Here is a 19,963-nt window from a genome sequence, read left to right as displayed (position 1 = left end):
TATTCGGGGGCGTCGTGCCGTCCAGGATGTGAGGATTGGCCCATGACATCCCTCAAGGAGCGGCTGCGGGACGACCTGACGGCCGCCATCAAAGCCCGGGACGAGCTGCGCTCGTCCACCCTCCGGCTGACCCTGACCGCCGTCAACCGCGCCGAGGTGGCCGGCACCACGAAGCGCGAGCTCAGCGACGCCGAGGTGGTCCAGGTGCTGCAGGCCGAGGCGAAGAAGCGCCGGGACGCGGCGACCGCCTTCCAGGACGCGGGGCGGGCCGAGTCGGCCCAGCGCGAGCGCGCCGAGGGCGAGGTGCTGGCCGAGTACCTGCCCAAGCAGCTCGGTGACGAGGAGCTGGCGGCGATCGTCGCCGCGGCGGTGGCCGAGAGCGGCGCGAGCGGACCGCAGGGCATGGGCGCCGTGATGAAGCTGGTCCGGCCGAAGGTCGAGGGCCTGGCCGAGGGCGGCCGGGTGGCCGCCGTGGTGAAGGCCGCACTGACCGGCCGTTAGAACCACGCCCTGAGGTGCCGTGCCCTCGACCGGTGCGGTGCCGAAGAACCGGGAAGGGCCCGGGGCCCCTGGACGATTCCAGGGGCCCCGGGCCCTTCGACTCTCTCTGGCCTCAGTGATGCCCGGGCTTACCCGGCTTGCCGGTCCCGGCGCCGCCGATCATGCCCGGCGGCAGCGAGAAGCCGCCGCCGATGGTGCCGCCGCCCGGGGGCGGGCCCGGCACCGAGGGCGCCGACGGGGGAGCCGGCGGCGACGAGGTGATCAGGCCGGCGTTGGTGGCCGGCGGGTTCGGGTTGTTCGGGTCACCGGGGTTCGGGGGCTGGGGCGGGTTCGCGCCCTGCGGCGGGTTCGGCGGCGGGGTGTCCGTCGAGGCCGTGGCCGAGGGTGCGTTGGGGACCAGCGTGAACTGGTTGATCGGGGAGCCCGCGACTGCCTGGTTCATCGCCTGCTGCCAGATCAGGCCGGGGCCGTTGGCGCCGTAGACGCCGTCGGTGTCGTAGAAGTGCCGGCCGCCGATCGTGATGTTCCGGTCCATCGGGATGCTGCTGTCCGGGCCACCGAGCCAGGTCACGTCGACCAGGTCGGGGGTGTAACCGTCGAACCAGGCCGCGCGGCGGGCGTCGGTGGTACCGGTCTTGCCGGCGATCGGGCGGTTGTCGCTCAGGTTCAGCGCGGCACCGGTGCCCGACTTCTCGGTCACGCCCTTGAGCAGCGTGTTGATGCTGTCCGCGGTGTTCTGCTGCATCGCCTGCTGGCAGTTGGCCTGCGGGACCGGCAGCTGCTTGCCGTCGATGTTGGTGACCGACTTGATCGCGATCGGGTCGCAGTGGACGCCGCGGGCGGCGAAGGTGGCGTAGACGCCGGCCATGTCGAGCGGGCTCATCTCCTCGACGCCCAGGGCCATGGCCGGGACCTCGTCCAGCGCGGCGCCGCTCGCCTTGGTCTTGATCCCCAGCTTGTTGGCCATCTGCTTGACCGCGCACAGGCCGGTGTCCGCCTCCAGCGAGACGAAGTAGGTGTTGATCGAGCGGGCCATCGCCTCCGGCATCATGAACGGCCCGGACTCGCTCGGGCTGTCGTTGCTGACCGTGGACTTGGCGCTGTTCTTCCAGGTCCCGGCGCAGGTGCTCATCTGCGGGTAGGGCATCGAGGCGGGCGACGGGTAGCTCTGGGTCAGCTGGGTGCCGCTGTCGAGGGCCGCGGCCGCGACGATCGCCTTGAAGGTCGAGCCGGGCTGGAAGCCGTTGCCGCCGCCCATCGCGGTGCCGACGTTGAGGTTGACCACGGTCTGGTGCTTGGTCGCGTCCAGGCCGTAGGGCCTGGTCTGGGCCATCGCGAGGATCTCACCGGTCCCCGGTTTGACCATGGTCATCGCCGCCGAGACCGGGTCGGTCACGTAGACCTGGGAGGTCACGGCGCTGTTGGCCGCGGCCTGCTTGTCCGGGTCGATGGTGGTGTAGATCTTCAGGCCGCCCTGGGTCCACAGCTTGCTGCGGTCCGCCGCCGAGGCACCGAAGGCCGGGTTGCTCTCCACCACGCGTTTCACGTAGTCGCAGAAGAAGCCCTCGCCGTTGCCGGCTGTGATGCAGCCGTTCTGCGGGTCCTGGTAGTGCAGGTCCGAACTGAGCGAGGTGGCCTTGGCCTCCTTGGCCTGCTCGGGGGTGATGTGCTTGTACTCGAGCATCTTGTCGATGACGGTGTCGCGACGGTTCTGCGCGGCCTTGGGGTGCAGCAGCGGGTCGTAGGCCGTCGGGTTCTGCACCATGCCGGCCAGCGTCGCGGCCTCGGCGACGGTGAGGTCCTTGTCGGACTTGCCGAAGTAGCGCTGGGCGGCCGCCTCGATGCCGTACGCCTGGTGGTTGAAGAAGGTGATGTTCAGGTAGTTGGTGAGGATCTGGTCCTTGGTCAGGTCCTTCTCCAACTGGATGGCGTACTTGAGCTCCTTGATCTTGCGACCCAGGCTCTTCTCGGTCGCCGCCTTGAACGCGACCGGGTCGTCGCCGGCCTCCTCGATGAAGACGTTCTTCACGTACTGCTGGGTCAGCGTCGAGGCACCCTCGGAAGCGCCGTCCGAGGAGGCGTTCTTGCCGATCGCGCGCGCGACGCCCTTGGGGTCGATCGCGCCGTGCTGGTAGAACCGCGCGTCCTCGATGTCGACCTGCGCCTCGCGGGAGAGCGGCGACATCTGATCCTGCGTCAGTATCGTGCGGTCGCGGGCGTAGACCTTGGCGATCTGGTTGTTCTTGGAGTCGTAGATGTAGGACGCCTGGTCAAGGGTGGGCGTCTTGAAGTCGTCCGGGATGTTGTTGAAGTTCTGGACGCCGTTCTTGGCCCCTAGGCCGATAGCGCCCACAGCGGGCAGTGCGAGGCCGGCGAGTACCACGCCGGCCAGGACGCTGACGCCCAGGAACTTGACGCCGTGACCGGCCAACTCCAGGGGGGAGGTGCGCCGTCGGCGGGGGCGCTGGGTAGCTGAAGAGCGCTTTGGTGCCATGAGGAGGACTCTACGTTGCCAAATCCAGGGCGAGAGGGCAGGTGTTCGCCTACGCTTGTCACAAGCTTGCGACAGCTCCGCTCCGTGAGAACCAAACACTCCTGTGAGTGTTTAGAGTTGTCCCATTTGACGGGTTATGAGGCGACTGGTGCGGCTGTCCGCCCTCCGAGTGAGGGCGTGCCTCTCGGGGTGCTGTGGCGCTCCGTGACGAAAGTGGCGCCAAAGTGGACGTTCAGGACGGGCGCAAGCCTTACGACCTGCGATCACTCCAACGAGTGATCTGACCGGCACCCATAGTCCAATCGGGTCATTCGAGATTGGACCCCAAGGGGCTGTTGCGCTCCGCCAATCTTCCGTAACGTCCTCAACTGGCTGCGGTGAGTATGCCGTTGCCGCCGTGGGGGGAGCCTCGATTCGGGAGAGGACGGCGCCGGGATGGGCTGGGTAGATGACTGGAGTGCGCAGGCTGCCTGTCGCACGAGTGATCCGGATGAACTGTTCGTTCAGGGGGCGGCGCAGAACCGGGCCAAGGCGGTGTGCAGCGGGTGTCCGGTGCGCACCGAGTGCCTGGCGGACGCGTTGGACAACCGTGTGGAGTTCGGCGTCTGGGGCGGGATGACCGAGCGGGAGCGCAGGGCGCTGCTGCGCCGCCGCCCGACGGTGATCTCCTGGCGCCGGTTGCTGGAGACCGCGCGTACGGAGTACGAGGAGTCGCTCGCCACCGGGGTGATCCTCTCGGACTACGCACAGGCCGGCTGACCGGGCGGCCCCGACACCACGGGGTCGCCCTGTCGCTCAGCGGCCCGCCGCCCTTCGGCCCGCCGTCCTTCGGCCCGCCGTCCTTCGGCCTGGCGCTCTTCGGTCTGTCGCTCTGCGGCCCGTCGCTTTCGATCAGGGCTGCACGGCTCCGCCTCGCACCCATTGCGGCGTCCGGATCCTTCGGTTACGACCGGTCCTGGTCCGTCGAGTCGCCCGCGAGTTGACGCCCGATCAGGCGCAGCCCATGGAGGTCGTGCACATCCCCCGCCAGTGCCGGCACCTCCACCATGGGCACATCGGGATAGACCGAGACGAACCGGTCCCTGGTCCGCCGCTCACGGCCCATCACCTCGACCCGCTCCGCGTGCAGGCGCAGCAGCCCGGCGGCCAGTGCCTCGGCGTCCGCCTGCCCGGGCTCGTGCTCCCCGCCGTTCTCCTCCAGGGCCTGCGCCGCCGCCTGCGCGCGCTCCGCGGTGAGCTGCGGGGCCCCGGTGCCGTGCACCCGGTTGAGCACCAGGCCGGCCAGCGGCATCTGGTCGGCCGCCAGCCGGTCCACGAAGTACGCGGCCTCGCGCAGCGCGTCCCGCTCCGGGGCGGCGACCACCAGGAAGGCCGTGCCCTGCGCCTTGAGCAGCTGGTAGGTGCTCTCCGCCCGTTCCCGGAAGCCGCCGAACATCGAGTCCATGGCGGCCACGAAGGTCTGCAGGTCGGTCAGCAGCTGGGCGCCGAAGATCTTGCCCAGGGTGCCGGTGAGCAGGCCCATCCCGACGTTGAGGAACTTCATCGCGCTGCGCCCGCCGACCTTCGCGGGGGTCATCAGCACCCTGATGATCTTGCCGTCCAGGAAGGAGCCGAGCCGGCCCGGTGCGTCCAGGAAGTCCAGCGCGGAGCGCGAGGGCGGGGTGTCGACCACGATCAGGTCCCACTCCCCGGTGGCCTGGAGCTGGCCGAGCTTCTCCATCGCCATGTACTCCTGGGTGCCCGCGAAGCCGGCCGAGAGCGACTGGTAGAAGGGGTTCTCCAGAATCGCCCGGGCCCGCTCGGGGTCGGCGTGGGCCAGCACGACCTCGTCGAAGGTCCGCTTCATGTCCAGCATCATGGCGTGCAGTTCGCCGGGGCCCGTCGCGGTGGCCACGCCCTTCACCGGGCGGGGGGTGTTGTCCAGCTCGGTCAGGCCCATCGACTGGGCCAGCCGGCGCGCCGGGTCGATGGTCAGCACCACGGTCCGCCGGCCGCGCTCGGCGGCGCGCAGGCCGATCGCGGCGGCGGTGGTGGTCTTGCCCACCCCGCCGGAACCGCAGCAGACGATGATCCGGGTGCCGGGGTTGTCGATCAGCCGGTCGACGTCGAGTGGGCCGGCGGCACCGGAGCCACCACCGGTGCCGCCGGTGCCGCCACCGCTGGTCGTGCTGGAGCTCATGCCGCGCCCTGCCCCTTCAACTCGCCGGCCAGGCGGTACAGCCCGCCGAGGTCCACACCGCCGCTGAGCAGCGGCAGCTCGTACGTCGGCAGCGCCAGCGCGCGCAGGTCGGCCCGCTGCTCGCGTTCCAGCGTCACCCGTTCGGAGTGCTCGCGGGCCTGGGCGAGCAGCGGGTCGAGCAGCGGCTCCACCGCCGCCCGCCGGGTCGCCGCGCTGCGCGACCGTCCGCCGAGGCCGGCCTCCACCAGGGCGAGGGCCACCTCCTCGCGGTGGTCGCCGTGCGCCGCGGCCACCGCGGCCGCGTCCAGCACCGGCGGGCGCACCATGTTGACCAGCACCCCGCCCACCGGCAGCCCGGCCTCGCGCAGCTCGGTGAAGCCGTCGACCGTCTCCTGCACCGGCATCTCCTCCAGCAGGGTGACCAGGTGCACCGCGGTCTGCGGCGACTTCAGCACACCCATCACCGCCTGGGCCTGACTGTGTATCGGCCCGAATCGGGCGAGTCCGGCAACCTCTGAGTTGACGTTCAGGAACCGGGTGAGCCGACCGGTGGGCGGCGCGTCCATCACCACCGCGTCGTACACCGGGCGCCCGTCCGCCCCCTTGCGCCGGGCCGCCTCGCAGGCCTTGCCGGTCAGCAGCACGTCGCGCACGCCCGGGGCGATGGTGGTGGCGAAGTCGACGAAGCCGACCTTCTGCAGCGCCTTCCCGGCCCGGCCGAGCTTGTAGAACATGTCCAGGTACTCGAGCAGCGCCTGCTCGGGGTCGATGGCCAGCGCGAACACCTCGCCGGTGCCGTGCCCCGCCCGGCCGAGTCTGGCGGGGGAGACGGCGGCGATCTTGCGCTCCTCGTAGGGCAGTGCGGAGCTGCCGAACAGCTCGGCGATGCCCTGGCGGCCCTCCACCTCGATCAGCAGGGTCCGTCGCCCCTCGGCGGCCAGTGCGAGCGCCAGCGCCGCCGCCAGCGTGGTCTTGCCGGTGCCGCCCTTCCCGCTGACCACGTGCAGCCGCACGCCCTCCCAGTCGGGACCGCCGGTCACCTCGACGGGCTGCTCGGCGTCGGCCGGCTGCTGGGCCTGGCTCGGCTCCTGGCTCCTCGGCACGCTCCGTCTCCCTCCACTGGGCCTCCTCGCGAGGGTAACCAGCGTCCGCGTCCGATGCCGGGACCATCCGGGTGCCGACCGCCCTCACGGCCCGCATTGTGTCCCACCTCACATCGGAGAGCGGCGTGCGCGGACGGTCTAGAGTCAGCCCCATGACCAAGTGGGAATACGTAACGGTGCCGCTGCTCGTGCACGCGACCAAGCAGATCCTGGACACCTGGGGCGAGGACGGCTGGGAGCTGGTCCAGGTGGTGCCCGGGCCGAACAACCCCGAGCAGCTGGTGGCCTACCTCAAGCGGGAGAAGAACTGATGGGCACGGTCGAGAGCAGGCTGGCCGAACTCGGCCTGACCCTCCCGGAGGTGGCCGCCCCGGTCGCCGCGTACGTCCCGGCGGTGCGCTCGGGCGAGTACGTGCTGACCTCCGGCCAGCTGCCGATGGTGCAGGGCAAGCTGCAGCACACCGGCAAGGTCGGCGCCGAGGTGACCGCCGAGCAGGCCAAGGCGCTCGCCCAGATCTGCGCGCTCAACGCGCTGGCCGCCGTGAAGTCGGTGATCGGTGACCTGGACAAGATCGAGCAGGTGGTCAAGGTGGTCGGCTTCGTGGCCTCCGCCCCTGACTTCACCGGCCAGCCCGGCGTGATCAACGGCGCCAGCGAGCTGCTCGGCCAGGCGCTCGGCGCGGCCGGCGTCCACGCGCGCAGCGCGGTGGGCGTCGCGGTGCTGCCGCTGGACGCGCCGGTCGAGGTCGAGATCCAGGTCCGGGTCCGTTCCTGATCCCCGGCGCCGCCGCCCGGGGTCCGTACCCGACACCCGGGCCGCGGCGTGCGGGCCTTCTCAGCGCCGTGCCCGGGTGCATAGCATCCGGGCATGGCAGCGAATCTTTCCGGCCCGCCCGCGGCCGCTCACCCCATGCCGCCCGGCTGGCCCGCCCGGATCCGGGCGCTGGCGGCCGGCCGGCTGACCCCGGTGGCCCCCAGGGCAGCCGCGACCGTGGTGCTGCTGCGCGACGGCGAGAGCGCCGGGCGGCCGCAGGCCTACCTGCTGCGACGGCGCACCTCGATGGCGTTCGCGGCCGGGATGTGCGCCTACCCGGGCGGCGGGGTGGACCCGCGCGACGCCGAGCAGGCGCCGGCCTGGGCCGGACCCAGCCCGCAGGAGTGGGCCGCACGGCTCGGGGTCGACCGGGCCACGGCGCAGGCGGTGGTCTGCGCGGCGGTCCGCGAGACCTTCGAGGAGGCCGGCGTGCTGCTGGCCGGGCCCGACGCGCACACCATGGCGCCCGAGCGCGACTGGAGCGCCGAGCGGGCCGCACTGGAGGCGCACGAGATCTCCTTCGCCGAGTTCTGCCGCGCGCACGCGCTGGTGCTGCGCAGTGACCTGCTGGGCGGCTGGGCCCGCTGGATCACCCCCGCCTTCGAGGAGCGGCGCTACGACACCTGGTTCTTCGTGGCCGCGCTGCCGCCCGGTCAGCGTGCCGCGCGCGAGGTCGGCGAGGCGGACCGGGTGGCTTGGCTGAGCCCCACCGAGGCCGTCCAGGGCTACGCCGAGGGCCGCTACGGGATGCTCCCGCCGACCGTCTCGGTCCTGCGCGAGCTGCAGCCGTACGGCACGGCGGCCCAGGCGCTGGAGGCGGCCGACCGGCGAATCCTCACCCCGGTACTAGGCCAGGCCGAGGTAATGGGTGATCGTATGACCATTCGATGGTCGGGGTATGAAGAGCTGACCATCGATGGCGACTACCCCGAGGAAGGACCCCCAGCCGATGATCCACAATGACGTGGCTCGCCTGCTCGCCGACCGGCACTCCGCCCCGAGCACCACGGCACGGCGGCCGCTGACCCGCTCGCTGGCCTGCGACGGAGCGCGGCCGCCGGCCGACCTCACCAAGCGTGCGCTGGTGCGCGCCCTGCCGGCGAGGGCGTTGGCCGGCGCCGCCGGGAGCGGCCGGCTGCCCGACGGGACCTGACTCACCCACACCTTTGCGAGGACATCCCCGTGACCGGTCTGCTCCCTGGTGATCCCGCCGCCACCGTCGGCGGGGCCGCCACCGAGCGCGCGTTCTGCGTGCTCGCCCCCAACCCGTCCCCGATGACCCTGGACGGCACCAACACCTGGCTGCTCGCCGAGCCCGACTCCGAGCTCGCCGTGGTGATCGACCCCGGGCCGCTGGACGAGGGCCACCTGCGCGCGGTGATCGCCGAGGCCGAGCGCCGGGGCAAGCGGATCGCGCTCACCCTGCTCACCCACGGCCACCACGACCACGCCGAGGGGGCCGCCCGGTTCGCCGAGCTGACCGGCACGGCCGTGCGGGCCCTGGACCCGGCGCTGCGCCTCGGCGAGGAGGGGCTGCACGGCGGCCAGGTGGTGGAGGTCGGCGGGCTGGAGCTGCGGGTGGTGCCCACCCCCGGCCACACGGCCGACTCGCTCACCTTCCACCTCCCGGCGGACGGCGCGATCCTCACCGGGGACACCGTGCTGGGCCGGGGGACCACGATGGTCGCCCACCCCGACGGGCTGCTCGGCGACTACCTCGACTCGCTGCGCCGGCTGCGGGCGCTGGCCGTGCAGAGCGGCGTGCACACGGTGCTGCCGGGGCACGGGCCGGTGCTGGCCGACGCGCTCGGCACGGTCGAGTACTACCTGGCCCACCGGGCGGCCCGGCTGGCCCAGGTGGAGACGGCGGTGGAGAACGGCTGCCGCACGGCCGAGCAGGTGGTGGCCCGGGTCTACGCCGACGTGGACCGGGCGCTCTGGCCGGCCGCCGAACTCTCGGTCCGGGCCCAGTTGCGCTACCTGGAGGACCACGGGCTGATCTGACCGGCCCGCGACACGCTCGCGCCGCCCGGTCGAGGAGATCGGGCGGCGCGAGCGTAACTGCGGGTCAGCGCGAGCGGCGGGAGAGGCGCTCGACGTCCATCAGGACCACCGCGCGGGCCTCCAGCTTGAGCCAGCCGCGCCCGGCGAAGTCGGCCAGTGCCTTGTTCACGGTCTCCCGGGAGGCGCCGACCAGCTGGGCCAGCTCCTCCTGGGTCAGGTCGTGAGCGACGTGGATGCCCTCCTCGGACTGCACGCCGAAGCGGCGCGAGAGGTCGAGCAGCGCCTTGGCCACCCGGCCCGGCACGTCCGAGAAGACCAGGTCGCTCATCACGTCGTTGGTCCGCCGCAGTCGGCGGGCGATCGCGCGCAGCAGCGCGATGGAGACCTCGGGGCGCGCGTGCAGCCAGGGCTGCAGGTCACCGTGGCCCAGGCCGAGCAGCTTGACCTCGGTCAGTGCGCTGGCGGTGGCGGTGCGCGGGCCCGGGTCGAAGAGCGAGAGCTCGCCGATCATCTCGCTGGGGCCGAGCACCGCGAGCATGTTCTCGCGGCCGTCCGGTGAGGCGCGGTGCAGCTTCACCTTGCCCTCGGCGACCACGTAGAGCCGGTCGCCGGGGTCGCCCTCGTGGAAGAGCGACTCGCCACGGGCGAGGGTCACCTCGGTCATGGAAGCGCGCAGCTCGCCGGCCTGTTCGTCGTCGAGCGCCGCGAAGAGCGCGGCGCGCCGCAGAACATCGTCCACGTGCTTCCTCCTTGTCAGCCGCCCGCGGTGGGCCCACGGACGGCTCGCGTGCTGGTGTTCCTCCACACATCGGCGATGGAGAAACAGTGGTCTTCATCACCAAGCATGGCGTATGTCGCTCCGATCATATGAGGAGGGGGGCGCTGTGGAGTCCGGTACACGGCCATCCGTACGCATGGGTTACCGATCGGTCACCGGGATTTCGGCGCCACGATCCATAGTCGTGCGCAACCAGCAGGCCCTGCTGGACGGCCTGGTCGGCCGGGTGGTGCGGCAGGCCGCCGACGCGCTTCCCGCCGACCTTGGACCGGGCGCGGACCGGACCCCGTGGGCCCCGACCTGGACGACGTGACGCTCGACCCGGCCCGCCGCGCAAAGGGCCACGGGAGCTGGGCCAACCGGCGTAGCCTGCGTGCATGGCAGAGAGCAAGGTCCGGAAGGCTGCGGCCGCGCCGGCGGGGAAGACGGCTCGAAAGACGGCGGGGCCGGCGGCGCCTGCCCCCGCGAAGCCGGGCAAGCCCAGGAAGCCCGAATCACACCTGGCGATGGTGCGCCGCGCCCGGAAGATCAACCGGGCACTGGCCGAGCTGTACCCCTACGCCCATCCGGAGCTCGACTTCGAGTCCCCCTTCGAGCTGCTGGTCGCCACCGTGCTGTCGGCGCAGACCACCGATCTGCGGGTGAACCAGACCACGCCGGCGCTCTTCGCGACCTACCCGACGCCCGAGGCGCTGGCGGCGGCGGTGCCGGAGGAGCTGGAGGAGATCATCCGGCCGACCGGCTTCTTCCGGAACAAGGCCAAGTCGCTGATCGGGCTCTCCATCGCGCTGCGCGACAACTTCGGTGGCGAGGTGCCGCGGACCCTGGAGCAGATGGTCACCCTGCCGGGGGTCGGCCGGAAGACCGCCAACGTGGTGCTGGGCAACGCCTACGGTGTGCCGGGCATCACCGTGGACACCCACTTCGGGCGGCTCGCCCGGCGGTTCGGCTGGACCGCCGAGGAGGACCCGGTGGCGGTCGAGGCGGCCGTCGCGGAGATCTTCCCGAAGTCGGAGTGGACGATGCTCTCGCACCGGGTGGTCTTCCACGGACGACGGATCTGCCACTCCCGCAAGCCGGCCTGCGGGGCCTGCCCGATCGCGGCGCTCTGCCCCTCCTACGGGGTGGGCGAGATCGATCCGGAGAAGGCGGCCGGCCTGCTGAAGTACGAACTGGGCGGAGAACCGGGCCAACGCCTGCGCCCGCCGGCCGGCTACCCCGGGCAGCCGGCGCGGGCCTCGGCGCCGGCCGTGACCGCCGCCGAGGGCGAAGGCGAGCACGGGGTGACCGCGTGACGAGCAGCGCGCCGACGGCGATCGTCCGCGACGGCCTGCCCGACTGGCTGCTGCCGGTCCGCACGGCGGCCGAGACGGTCAGGCCCGAGCAGCTCAGCCGCTTTCTGCCGCCCGCCGAGGGCGGTCGGCACTCGGCGGTGCTGCTGCTCTTCGGCGAGGGCGAGCGGGGCCCCGACCTGCTGCTGACCGAGCGGTCCCAGGCGCTGCGCGCGCACGCCGGCCAGGTCTCCTTCCCCGGCGGCGCGCTGGACGAGGTGGACGGCGATCCCCAGGGCTCGGGCCCGGTGGCCGCCGCGCTGCGCGAGGCGCGGGAGGAGACCGGGCTGGACCCGAGCGGGGTGCAGGTCTTCGCGACGCTGCCCGCTCTCTACATCCCGGTCAGCGACTTCGTGGTGACGCCGGTGCTCGGCTGGTGGCACCGGGAGAGCCCGGTGGCCCCGGTGGACCCGGGCGAGACGGGCGCGGTCTTCCGGGTTCCGCTGGACGACCTCGCCGACCCCGCCAACCGGGGCCGCTACCGGCACCCCTCGGGCTTCACCGGCCCGGCGTTCGCGGTGGCCGGGCACGTGGTGTGGGGGTTCACGGCCGGTGTCATCGATCGGGTGTTGCACCACAGCGGACTCGAGCTGCCCTGGGACAGTTCGCGTCCGATCACCATGCCGTGAGGCTGGTGGCCGGGCCCGCTGCCGTGCGGTCTGACATCCATGGGAGGGTGTCGAGATGAACGTGCTCGATCTGCTGCTGCTCGCCGCCGCGATCGGCTTCGCCGTGTCCGGGTACCGGCAGGGCTTCGTGGTGGGCATCCTCTCGGTACTGGGCTTCCTCGGCGGCGGCCTGATCGCGGTGCAACTGCTGCCCCTGGTGCTCAGCCACCTGAGCCCCGGCACCACCGCTTCGGTGGTCGCGGTGGTGGTGGTCATCGTCTTCGCGGCGGTGGGCCAGGCGGCCACCACCCACCTGGGCTGGAAGGTGCGCGGCCGGATCGGGGAACGCGGCCCGGTCAAGGTGCTGGACGCACTTGGCGGCTCGGTGGTGAACGTGCTGTCGATGCTGCTGGTCGCCTGGCTGATCGGCTCGGCACTGGCGGGCACCTCGATGCCGAACATCTCCAAGCAGGTCCGCAGTTCCAAGGTGCTGGGCAGCGTGCAGGACGCCCTGCCCGACGACGCGCCGAACTGGTTCTCGGACTTCAGCAAGGTGCTGTCGCAGAACGGGTTCCCCCAGGTCTTCAACCCCTTCGAGCACGAGCCGATCACCGACGTGCAGCCGCCCGACCCGGCGCTGGCCGGCAGTCCCGCGCTGCTCAGGGCCCGGCAGAGCCTGGTCAAGGTGGTGGGCACCGCCATCTCCTGCGGCAAGACCCTGGAGGGCAGCGGATTCGTCTTCGCCCCGCACCGGGTGATGACCAACGCGCATGTGGTGGGCGGCGTGGACGAGCCGACCGTGCAGATCGGCGGCACCGGCCAGCTCTACGACGCCACGGTGGTCCGCTACGACTGGCAGCGCGACATCGCGATCCTCGACGTGCCCAAGCTCAACGCCCCGCCGCTCGCCTTCGCCAACGAGGCGAAGACCAACGACAGCGCGATCGTGGCCGGCTTCCCCGAGAACGGTCCGTTCGATGTGCAGCCGGCCCGCATCCGGGGCCGGATCCAGGCGAACGGTCCGGACATCTACCACCGCGGCCAGGTGGTCCGGGACGTCTACTCGATCCGGTCGCTGGTGCGGCAGGGCAACAGCGGCGGTCCGCTGCTCACCCCGGACGGTGAGGTCTACGGCGTGGTCTTCGCCAAGTCCCTGGACAGTTCCGACACCGGCTACGTCCTGACCGCGGCCGAGGTGAAGCCGGACGCCACGGCCGGCGCCACCGACAGCACCGGGGTGGACACCCAGGGCTGCGCGCTCTGACGACCCTGTCGCCCGCTCATCTCCTGACGCGGCGTCGGCTCCGGCTGACGCCGCGTCTGCTCGTCTTCCGGCCCGGCCGTGCCGACCTCGCCGGACTCCTGGCGGCCAGGATCCGTCGGGGCGTCAGTTCCTCCTGGTAGCGTCGGCCGCGCTCACCCGTTCGGCTCAACTTGGCTGGTGCGGGGCCAGTCCGGCGGGAGCCGGCGACATGAAGGAGTTTCGGCCATGATGGGTCACTCGCACGCGGTCAGCGGTGCGATGGTGTACGCGGCCTCCGTGCCATTTCTGCCACCGCTGTTGTTGCACACCCATCTGAAGCCGGCCGACATCCTGCTGGGCACCGTGCTCTGCGCGGGCGCGGCCCTGCTGCCCGACCTGGACCACCACGACGGGACGATCGCCAACTTCCTCGGTCCGTTCTCCAAGGCGCTCTGCCGGTTCGTGGCGTGGATCTCGGGCGGTCACCGGCACGCCACTCACTCGCTGCTCTTCGTGGCCCTGATGGGTGCCGGCACCTGGGCCGGGGTCACCTACCTGGGCCGCCCCTTCACCCTCGGCCTCACGTTCTTCCTGCTGGCCCTCGCGGTCAAGGCGCTGCGGATCCACGTGCCCGGCGAGGGGCACACGACCTGGCTGAGCGTCATCGGCCTGTCGGTGCTCGGTACCGCCGCGATGGACAAGTGGATGCCGGACGCGCCGGGCTGGCTGCCGTACGCGGTCGCCCTCGGCACGCTGGCCCACCTGCTGGGCGACAGCCTCACCAAGATGGGTGCGCCGTGGCTGTGGCCGCACAAGCAGCGCTACGAGATCGTGCTGATCAAGCGCAGCGGCAACGACATGGAGACCAAGGTCCTGGTCCCGATCATGACGGTCGCGACCTTCGCCCTGCTGTGGTTCACGGCGCTGGAGCCGACCGTCCTCGGCTGATCCGCCGCCCTCGGCTGACCCACCGTCCGGGCCCGGGCTGTCGTCCGGGCCCGGGCTGTCAGCGGCTCAGGCCTCGCGGCGCAGCCGGGCGCCGACCCAGCGGGCGCGCCGGCCGAGGATGCGTGGGATGCCCAGCGGGTGTGGCTCGTTGTCCGGGTGCTCCGACTCGTGCGCCCAGTCGTTCTGGTGCGGGGCGGCGTTCGTGTACGAGGTGTTCTGAGCGCTGCGGCTGACACGTCGTCCGCGAGGTGCGGCGGCGCGATCGGGCATCCAGGTCATGCAGGATGGATGCCCGGACGTCCGTGGAGGTAACCACCTTCCTTTGGACGAACTGGCCTATGCCCGTGTCATAGGAACATTTGGTCACATTGGAGATCGTCAGCGCTTGTGCTCGCTGACCCAGCCGAGGAGCTCGGCGCTGACCTCCTGCGGCACCTCTTCGTGCGGGAAGTGGCCCACCCCCGGCAGCAGCCGCCAGCGATAGGGCGCCGACACGTACTCACCGGCGCCGAGCGCGGTGCGGGCGAGCAGCACCGGGTCGGCGGCGCCCTGGATGTGCAGGGTCGGCGCGGTCACCGGCTTCTTCATGCGCCGGGCGAACTGGATGCCGTCCGGCCGGGCCATCGAACGGACCAGCCACCGGTACGGCTCGATCGAGCAGTGCGCGGTGCTGGGGATCTGGATCGCCTTGCGGTAGTTCTCCACGGCCTCGGCGTCCAACTGGTTCGGCCCGGTCCACGCGGTCAGGAACTCGGCGACCTGCGCGGCGTCGTCGGCCACCAGCCGACGCTCCGGTATCCAGGGCCGCTGGAACCCCAGCACGTGGTCGTAGGCCGCCATCTGGTGGCGGTCCTTGAGCAGCGCCCGGCGCAGGTGGCGGGGGTGGGCGGCGGAGAGCACGGTCAGGCTCTGGATCACCGAGGGCCGCATCACGGCGGCGACCCAGGAGAGCGAGCCCCCGGTGTCGTGGCCGACCAGGTGGGCGCTGTGCTCGCCCAGCGAGCGGATCACGCCGGTGATGTCGAGCGCGAGGTTGGTGGGGTCGTAGCCGCGCGGGGTCCGGTCGCTGCCGCCCATGCCGCGCAGGTCCAGCGCGACCGCCCGGAAGCCGGCCGCGGCCAGCGCGGCCATCTGGTGCCGCCAGGTCCACCAGTACTGCGGCCAGCCGTGCACCAGCAGGACCAGCGGCCCCTCACCTTGTTCGGTGATGTGGAACCGGGCGCCGTTCGCGGCCAGATCCCGGTGGGTCCACGGCCCGGCCATCCGTACGTTCCAGCCCGCCACTCGCCCACCCACCGGCGAGGCGCCGGACAGGGGGTGCGCGACCGCGCCTGACACGGACTCAGGCAGACCCGCCGCGGCGGAACCGGACTGCTGGGAGCCCGCGGGCCCGGTGGGCCCCGCAGGCTCCGTGGGCATCGAACCCATGTGCGGTCCGGTGGGGACGGGCGGAACGGGCGTCTGGTCGAGCGGCATACCGAGAGCGTTTCACATCCCGGCCGGGAACACGGCCCCGGCACTCGGATGGGCTACAACTGCCCGCTCTCGCGTCGGCGTCCGGGCTCAGCGCTCCAGGGCTGCCCGCTCCTCGGGGGTGGCGGGGCGCGGGCGGGCGTTCCTCAGCACGTCGGCGGTCGCCTGGGCGCCCTCGATGGTGCGCCGCGGCGGCTCGATCTTCTTGAACGACCTCCAGGCCAGTCCGCCGAGGATCGCCGCCACCAGCAGGAACGCGACACCGACCACCGCGAAGGCGGCGCCCAGCGGCAGCCCCCAGTACTTCAGCAGGTAGGCCGCGGCGAAGCTGAACATCGGGATCGAGGCCAGCGCGACCACACCCGCCACGACGACCGAGACGCTGCCCGCCACACCACGCTTGACGTCCGCCCGGATCTCGGCCTTGGCGAGCGCGATCTCGTCGTGGACCAGGGACGACAGGTCGGCCGTGGCCGCGGCGAACAGCTGCCCGACGGAGCGCTCGCCCTCGTAGGGCGCCCGGGAGCTGCCGGACGGACCTGCGGTTCCTGCGGACATCTGGTCTTCTCCTCTGCTGAGATTCCGGACAGCTCAGAATCATGCCCCTACCGGCCAGTCAGGCACCACTTCGGGCCATCCGTGCCGGACGGTGTGTCACCCACCCGCAGTCCCCGGGGGCCGGACTCCGCCGTGCTCACGGGCCCATCCCATCATGCTCGGCCCTCGGCCGGCCGGTGACCTGGCCAGGCGGGGTCCTCGCGCTGGTAGACGTCCGGGATCCCGTCGCCGTCGCTGTCCAGGTCCTCCTCCTCGCACAGCCGGCGGTAGTGCCGGTTGCGCAGCTTGAGCAGGACGGTGGCCACCATGGCGCAGAGCAGCGATCCGATCAGCACCGCGGCCTTCGCGCGGTCGGCCAGCGCCGGATCGTCGGGGAACGCCAGCTCGCTGATCAGCAGTGAGACGGTGAAGCCGATCCCCGCCAGGGTGGACACCGCGAACAGGTCGGCCCAGCTGAGCTGCGGATTCAGCTCGGCCCGGGTGAATCTGGCGGCCAACCAGGTGCCGCCGAAGATTCCGACGGTCTTGCCGAGCAGCAGCCCGAGCACGATCCCCATCGGCATCGCCTGGGTGAAGACGTCCCGGATCGCACTGGGTGAGATCGTCACGCCGGCGGCGAAGAGCGCGAAGACCGGGACCGCCAGGCCCGCCGAGAGCGGCCGGACCAGATGCTCGATGTGCTCACCGGGGGAGTGCTCCTCGTCGCCCTCCCGGTGGCAGCGCAGGATCAGGCCCATCGCCACGCCGGCCACCGTCGCGTGCACCCCGCTCTCGTGCATCAGCGCCCAGATGACGAAGGCGAGCGGGACGAACAGGTACCAGCCGTGGACGCCGTGCCGGTGCAGGTACCAGAAGAGCACCAGGCCGGCCAGGGCGAGGCCGAGCGCCCAGAACTTGATGCCGGAGCTGTAGAAGATCGCGATGATCAGGATCGCGATCAGGTCGTCCACGACGGCCAGGGTCAGCAGGAACGCCCGTAGCGCGGAGGGCAGGTGACTGCTGACCACCGCGAGCACGCCCAGTGCGAAGGCGATGTCGGTGGCGGTCGGGATCGCCCAGCCGCCCGGGTGGCCGCCACCGCCGCTGTTGGCCAGGGCGAAGACGATCGCGGGCAGCGCCACCCCGCAGACCGCGGCCACCACCGGCAGTGCCGCGGCGCTCGGGGTGCGCAACTCGCCGGCGACGAACTCGCGCTTGAGCTCGATCCCCGCGACGAAGAAGAAGATGGTCAGCAGCCCGTCCTTGGCCCAGGCCTCCAGCGAGAGGTCGAGGTGCAGCGGGGTCGAGGGGCCGATGGTGTGGTGCAGCACGCTCTCGTACGCGTGGGGCCAGCCGTTGGCCCAGACGAGGGCCACGATCGCGGCGATCAGCAGCAGGACGCCGCCGACGGTCTCGGTCCGCAGCGCCTCGGTCAGGTAGCGGCGCTCGGGCAGCGGGAGCAGGCCGAGGAACTGGCGGCGCTGGGACGGCGGGCTGGCCACGGGGACGACCTCCTGGGCGCGGACGGGCATGCGGATACACCGGTGGTGTGGTGCCGACCAGACTTCCCGGCGCGCCTTGGAGTGCTGTCGCCGCATCTTGTTGCGATCTTGATGCGACATCCACAGTCTACTGGGCGCTAAGACGATATCCGTTTTGTCGCATTTTATGGCCGGATGCGCCGATGTGCTGTCAGGCTCCGAGGTGGCGCAGCACGGCGAGCACCCGTCGGTGGTCCGCCGATGAGACCGGGAGGCCGAGCTTCAGGAAGATGTTCGCGACGTGCTTCTCCACCGCTCGCTCGGTGACCACCAGCGCCGCCGCGATCGCCGCGTTCGACCGCCCCTCGGCCATCAGCGCGAGCACCTCCCGCTCGCGCGGGCTGAGTTCGTCGACTGTCCTGCGGCTGGGACCGGCTCCCATCAGCTGGTTGACCACCTCGGGATCGAGCGCGGTGCCGCCTGCGGCCACCCGCTCCAGCGCGTCGATGAAGTCCTGTGCGTCGAGCACCCGTTCCTTCAGCAGGTACCCGACGCCCGCCGATCCGCCGGCCAGCAACCGGGTGGCGTACTGCGTCTCCACGTACTGGGAGAAGATCAGCACCGCCAGGGCGGGGTCGGCCGCGCGGAGTTCGACGACGGCGCGCAGGCCCTCGTCGGTATGGGTCGGCGGCATCCGGATGTCGGAGACCACCAGATCCGGCCGGTGGTCGAGCACCGCAGCCCGCAGCAGCTCGGCGTCCGGGACCGCTGCCAGGACCGTATGCCCTTCCTCTTCCAGGAGTTGGACCAGTCCGGCCCGGAGGATCGCGGTGTCCTCGGCCACTACCACCCGCATCGTCTGCCTGCTTCCCGTACTGAGGCGATATGTTGATCAGTCAGATCGTCCCAGGGCGAGGGGAGCCCGCCGCCGGTGTACCCGGCAGCTCGATCGAGATCACGGTGGGCCCGCCGGCCGGGCTGGTGCTGGTCAGCACCCCGTCGGCGGTCCTGACGCGCTCGGCCAGCCCGCGCAGTCCGCTGCCCGTGCCGTCCAACCGGGCACCGCCCTTGCCGTTGTCGGTCACCCGCAGCCGCAGCCCGCCCTCGGTGGAACTGACCGACACCGTCACCGTGGTGGCCTCGCTGTGCTTGCCCGCGTTGGCCAGCAGCTCGGCCGCGGCGAAGTACAGCATGGTCTCGACGGCGGCGGTCGGCCGGCTGGGCAGGTCGAGGTGGACCTGGGCGGGGATGGCCGATCGGGCGGCGAGGGTGCTCAGCGCCGGACCGAGCCCGGCGTCCAGCGCGGGGGGATGGATCCCGCCGACCAGTTCGCGCAGCTCGGCGATGATCTCCTTGGTCTCCTGCCGTGACTGCCGGATCAGCGACTGGGACTGCTCGACGTTGCCCAGGGCGAGCTGGCGTTCCGCCCGGCCGAGTCTCATGCCGAGGGCCACCAGCCGCGCCTGGGCGCCGTCGTGCAGATCGCGTTCGATCCGGCGCAGCGTCGTGGCGGCCTCGTTGATCGCGTGGGCCCTGGTCTCGGTGAGCTGGGCCAGCCGCAGGGACGCGGCGGTCGGGCCGAGCAGACGGGGCATCAGGTAGCGGTCGGCGAGCAGCGGCAGGCGACCTGGCCACGCAGAGGCCACCAGGACCAGGGCACCGAACACCACGACCAGCAGGGCGCGCGGCCAGGTGTCGACGTACCAGCCGGCGATCTCCAGGTCGTAGCTGTGCCTGACGCCTGCCGCATCGGTGCGGTGCAGCGGCTCCAGCTTCCAGAGCAACGGGTAGCACAGGAGGAGGACTCCGTAGGTCCACCAGAGGAAGCCGAGGGTGAACTGCGCGACGCCGAGCGGGATGCGGATCAGCAGGTAGAGGCAGACCCGCCAGGCGGCCGGATCACCCAACTGCTGGCCCAGCAGGCCGGAGAGCCCCGGAGCGCGTGGCGGCAGGGGCGGTGCCGCGATCTCCAGGCGCAGCAGGGCGCGGGCCAGCAGACGGTAGAGGGCGCCCAGGGCGCGGTCCCCGCGCAGGGTCAGGGCCAGCACGGGGAGGAACAGGAGTCCGGCGGAGAGGATTCCGACGATGGCGGTGACCAGCACCGCGGCCAGCCCCAGCGCGGCCAGTGGCAGGCTGAGCAGCGAGTAGCAGCGCTCCCGCCAGGATCGTGCCGTCAGGTGTTCGCGGATGAGGGCCCCCGGTGTCACCCGGTCAGTCTGGCCCATCGTGATCTCCGACGTCACGCTCGGCGCCGGTCACGCTCGGCGGCGGTCGCCCTCGGCGGTGGTCACGCTCGGCGGCGATCGCCCTCGGCGGTGGTCACGCTCGGCGGCGGTCAGGCTCGGAGCTGGTTGCGCATGGCGCTGTCCGGCGTCGACTTCCGCCGTTCTGGCGGCATCGAGCGAATGCGGCAGGACGTAGTCGAACTTATCGTCAAGTCAACGCGCCGCCCGCTGGGTGGCCGATTTC

At 71.8% G+C, this 19,963-nt stretch carries 22 protein-coding genes; 12 read left to right on the top strand and 10 right to left on the bottom strand.

Annotated elements, in window-relative coordinates; genetic code table 11:
• The first annotated feature begins 42 nt into the window (after positions 1-42).
• Complete coding sequence (locus ACFZB9_RS20895; RefSeq protein ID WP_391449174.1) at positions 43-501, top strand: GatB/YqeY domain-containing protein; 459 nt, start codon at positions 43-45, stop codon at positions 499-501.
• Positions 502-613: 112 nt separating this feature from the next.
• Here the strand turns inward: ACFZB9_RS20895 and ACFZB9_RS20890 are convergent, their stop codons facing one another.
• Positions 614-2,995 (bottom strand): transglycosylase domain-containing protein, encoded by a 2,382-nt coding sequence (locus ACFZB9_RS20890; RefSeq protein WP_391449172.1) that lies wholly within the window; start codon positions 2,993-2,995, stop codon positions 614-616.
• A 435-nt stretch (positions 2,996-3,430) separates the two neighbouring features.
• On the opposite strand from ACFZB9_RS20890, the gene ACFZB9_RS20885 reads away from it, so the two are divergent.
• Positions 3,431-3,754 carry a WhiB family transcriptional regulator gene (locus ACFZB9_RS20885; protein WP_145905440.1) on the top strand — a complete coding sequence of 108 codons (324 nt, stop codon included), beginning with the start codon at positions 3,431-3,433 and terminating at the stop codon, positions 3,752-3,754.
• A gap of 184 nt (positions 3,755-3,938) precedes the next feature.
• Here ACFZB9_RS20885 and ACFZB9_RS20880 read toward each other — a convergent pair whose 3' ends face one another.
• Together ACFZB9_RS20880 and ACFZB9_RS20875 are read right to left on the bottom strand one after the other, a co-directional pair.
• Complete coding sequence (locus ACFZB9_RS20880) at positions 3,939-5,174, bottom strand: ArsA family ATPase (protein WP_391449170.1); 1,236 nt, start codon at positions 5,172-5,174, stop codon at positions 3,939-3,941.
• The gene (locus tag ACFZB9_RS20875) at positions 5,171-6,187 is read right to left on the bottom strand and encodes an ArsA-related P-loop ATPase (protein ID WP_391449524.1); all 1,017 of its coding nucleotides are present in this window, start codon (positions 6,185-6,187) and stop codon (positions 5,171-5,173) included. Before ACFZB9_RS20875 ends, ACFZB9_RS20880 begins: the two co-directional genes overlap by 4 nt.
• Positions 6,188-6,429: 242 nt before the next feature.
• Here ACFZB9_RS20875 and ACFZB9_RS20870 point away from each other — a divergent pair, with 242 nt between their 5' ends.
• From ACFZB9_RS20870 to ACFZB9_RS20850, 5 genes are all read left to right on the top strand, one after another.
• Positions 6,430-6,588: a DUF4177 domain-containing protein gene (locus ACFZB9_RS20870; RefSeq protein WP_100889483.1), complete on the top strand. Its 159-nt coding sequence runs from the start codon at positions 6,430-6,432 to the stop codon at positions 6,586-6,588.
• The gene (locus ACFZB9_RS20865) at positions 6,588-7,052 is read left to right on the top strand and encodes a RidA family protein (RefSeq protein ID WP_391449169.1); all 465 of its coding nucleotides are present in this window, start codon (positions 6,588-6,590) and stop codon (positions 7,050-7,052) included. Before ACFZB9_RS20870 ends, ACFZB9_RS20865 begins: the two co-directional genes overlap by 1 nt.
• 93 nt (positions 7,053-7,145) lie before the next feature.
• Positions 7,146-8,054 (top strand): NUDIX hydrolase, encoded by a 909-nt coding sequence (locus ACFZB9_RS20860; RefSeq protein WP_391449168.1) that lies wholly within the window; start codon positions 7,146-7,148, stop codon positions 8,052-8,054.
• A complete protein-coding gene (locus tag ACFZB9_RS20855) occupies positions 8,041-8,244 on the top strand; it encodes a hypothetical protein (protein WP_391449166.1) in 204 nt (67 codons plus the stop codon). Before ACFZB9_RS20860 ends, ACFZB9_RS20855 begins: the two co-directional genes overlap by 14 nt.
• A gap of 29 nt (positions 8,245-8,273) precedes the next feature.
• Complete coding sequence (locus ACFZB9_RS20850) at positions 8,274-9,095, top strand: MBL fold metallo-hydrolase (protein ID WP_391449164.1); 822 nt, start codon at positions 8,274-8,276, stop codon at positions 9,093-9,095.
• Between the two features lie 64 nt (positions 9,096-9,159).
• On the opposite strand, the gene ACFZB9_RS20845 is transcribed toward ACFZB9_RS20850, so the two are convergent.
• Positions 9,160-9,834: a Crp/Fnr family transcriptional regulator gene (locus ACFZB9_RS20845; RefSeq protein ID WP_030240972.1), complete on the bottom strand. Its 675-nt coding sequence runs from the start codon at positions 9,832-9,834 to the stop codon at positions 9,160-9,162.
• Positions 9,835-10,057: 223 nt separating this feature from the next.
• On the opposite strand from ACFZB9_RS20845, the gene ACFZB9_RS20840 reads away from it, so the two are divergent.
• From ACFZB9_RS20840 to ACFZB9_RS20820, 5 genes are all read left to right on the top strand, one after another.
• Positions 10,058-10,186 (top strand): hypothetical protein, encoded by a 129-nt coding sequence (locus ACFZB9_RS20840; protein ID WP_391449162.1) that lies wholly within the window; start codon positions 10,058-10,060, stop codon positions 10,184-10,186.
• Between the two features lie 64 nt (positions 10,187-10,250).
• A complete protein-coding gene (nth, locus tag ACFZB9_RS20835) occupies positions 10,251-11,168 on the top strand; it encodes an endonuclease III (RefSeq protein ID WP_391449160.1) in 918 nt (305 codons plus the stop codon).
• Positions 11,165-11,833, top strand: a complete 669-nt coding sequence (locus tag ACFZB9_RS20830) for an NUDIX hydrolase (protein ID WP_391449158.1) — start codon at positions 11,165-11,167, stop codon at positions 11,831-11,833. Before nth ends, ACFZB9_RS20830 begins: the two co-directional genes overlap by 4 nt.
• Before the next feature lie 55 nt (positions 11,834-11,888).
• Positions 11,889-13,076, top strand: coding sequence for a MarP family serine protease (locus tag ACFZB9_RS20825; RefSeq protein ID WP_391449156.1), 1,188 nt, complete (start codon positions 11,889-11,891; stop codon positions 13,074-13,076).
• 225 nt (positions 13,077-13,301) lie between these two features.
• A complete protein-coding gene (locus ACFZB9_RS20820) occupies positions 13,302-14,003 on the top strand; it encodes a metal-dependent hydrolase (RefSeq protein WP_391449154.1) in 702 nt (233 codons plus the stop codon).
• A 66-nt stretch (positions 14,004-14,069) separates the two neighbouring features.
• On the opposite strand, the gene ACFZB9_RS20815 is transcribed toward ACFZB9_RS20820, so the two are convergent.
• From ACFZB9_RS20815 to ACFZB9_RS20790, 6 genes are all read right to left on the bottom strand, one after another.
• Positions 14,070-14,282, bottom strand: a complete 213-nt coding sequence (locus ACFZB9_RS20815; protein WP_391449152.1) for a hypothetical protein — start codon at positions 14,280-14,282, stop codon at positions 14,070-14,072.
• 99 nt (positions 14,283-14,381) lie between these two features.
• Positions 14,382-15,266: an alpha/beta fold hydrolase gene (locus ACFZB9_RS20810; protein WP_391449150.1), complete on the bottom strand. Its 885-nt coding sequence runs from the start codon at positions 15,264-15,266 to the stop codon at positions 14,382-14,384.
• 300 nt (positions 15,267-15,566) lie between these two features.
• Complete coding sequence (locus ACFZB9_RS20805; RefSeq protein WP_391449148.1) at positions 15,567-16,034, bottom strand: phage holin family protein; 468 nt, start codon at positions 16,032-16,034, stop codon at positions 15,567-15,569.
• A 152-nt stretch (positions 16,035-16,186) separates the two neighbouring features.
• Complete coding sequence (gene nhaA / locus ACFZB9_RS20800; RefSeq protein WP_391449147.1) at positions 16,187-17,545, bottom strand: Na+/H+ antiporter NhaA; 1,359 nt, start codon at positions 17,543-17,545, stop codon at positions 16,187-16,189.
• A 160-nt stretch (positions 17,546-17,705) separates the two neighbouring features.
• Positions 17,706-18,350 (bottom strand): response regulator, encoded by a 645-nt coding sequence (locus ACFZB9_RS20795; protein WP_391449145.1) that lies wholly within the window; start codon positions 18,348-18,350, stop codon positions 17,706-17,708.
• A gap of 40 nt (positions 18,351-18,390) precedes the next feature.
• The gene (locus ACFZB9_RS20790) at positions 18,391-19,719 is read right to left on the bottom strand and encodes a sensor histidine kinase (protein ID WP_391449143.1); all 1,329 of its coding nucleotides are present in this window, start codon (positions 19,717-19,719) and stop codon (positions 18,391-18,393) included.
• Between the last annotated feature and the right edge of the window lie 244 nt (positions 19,720-19,963).

The organism is Kitasatospora sp. NPDC008050 (genome assembly GCF_042957465.1).
Lineage (GTDB): Bacteria > Actinomycetota > Actinomycetes > Streptomycetales > Streptomycetaceae > Kitasatospora.
Note: the sequence above shows the minus strand (reverse complement) of the source record. Positions and strands in the feature narration are given on the sequence as shown.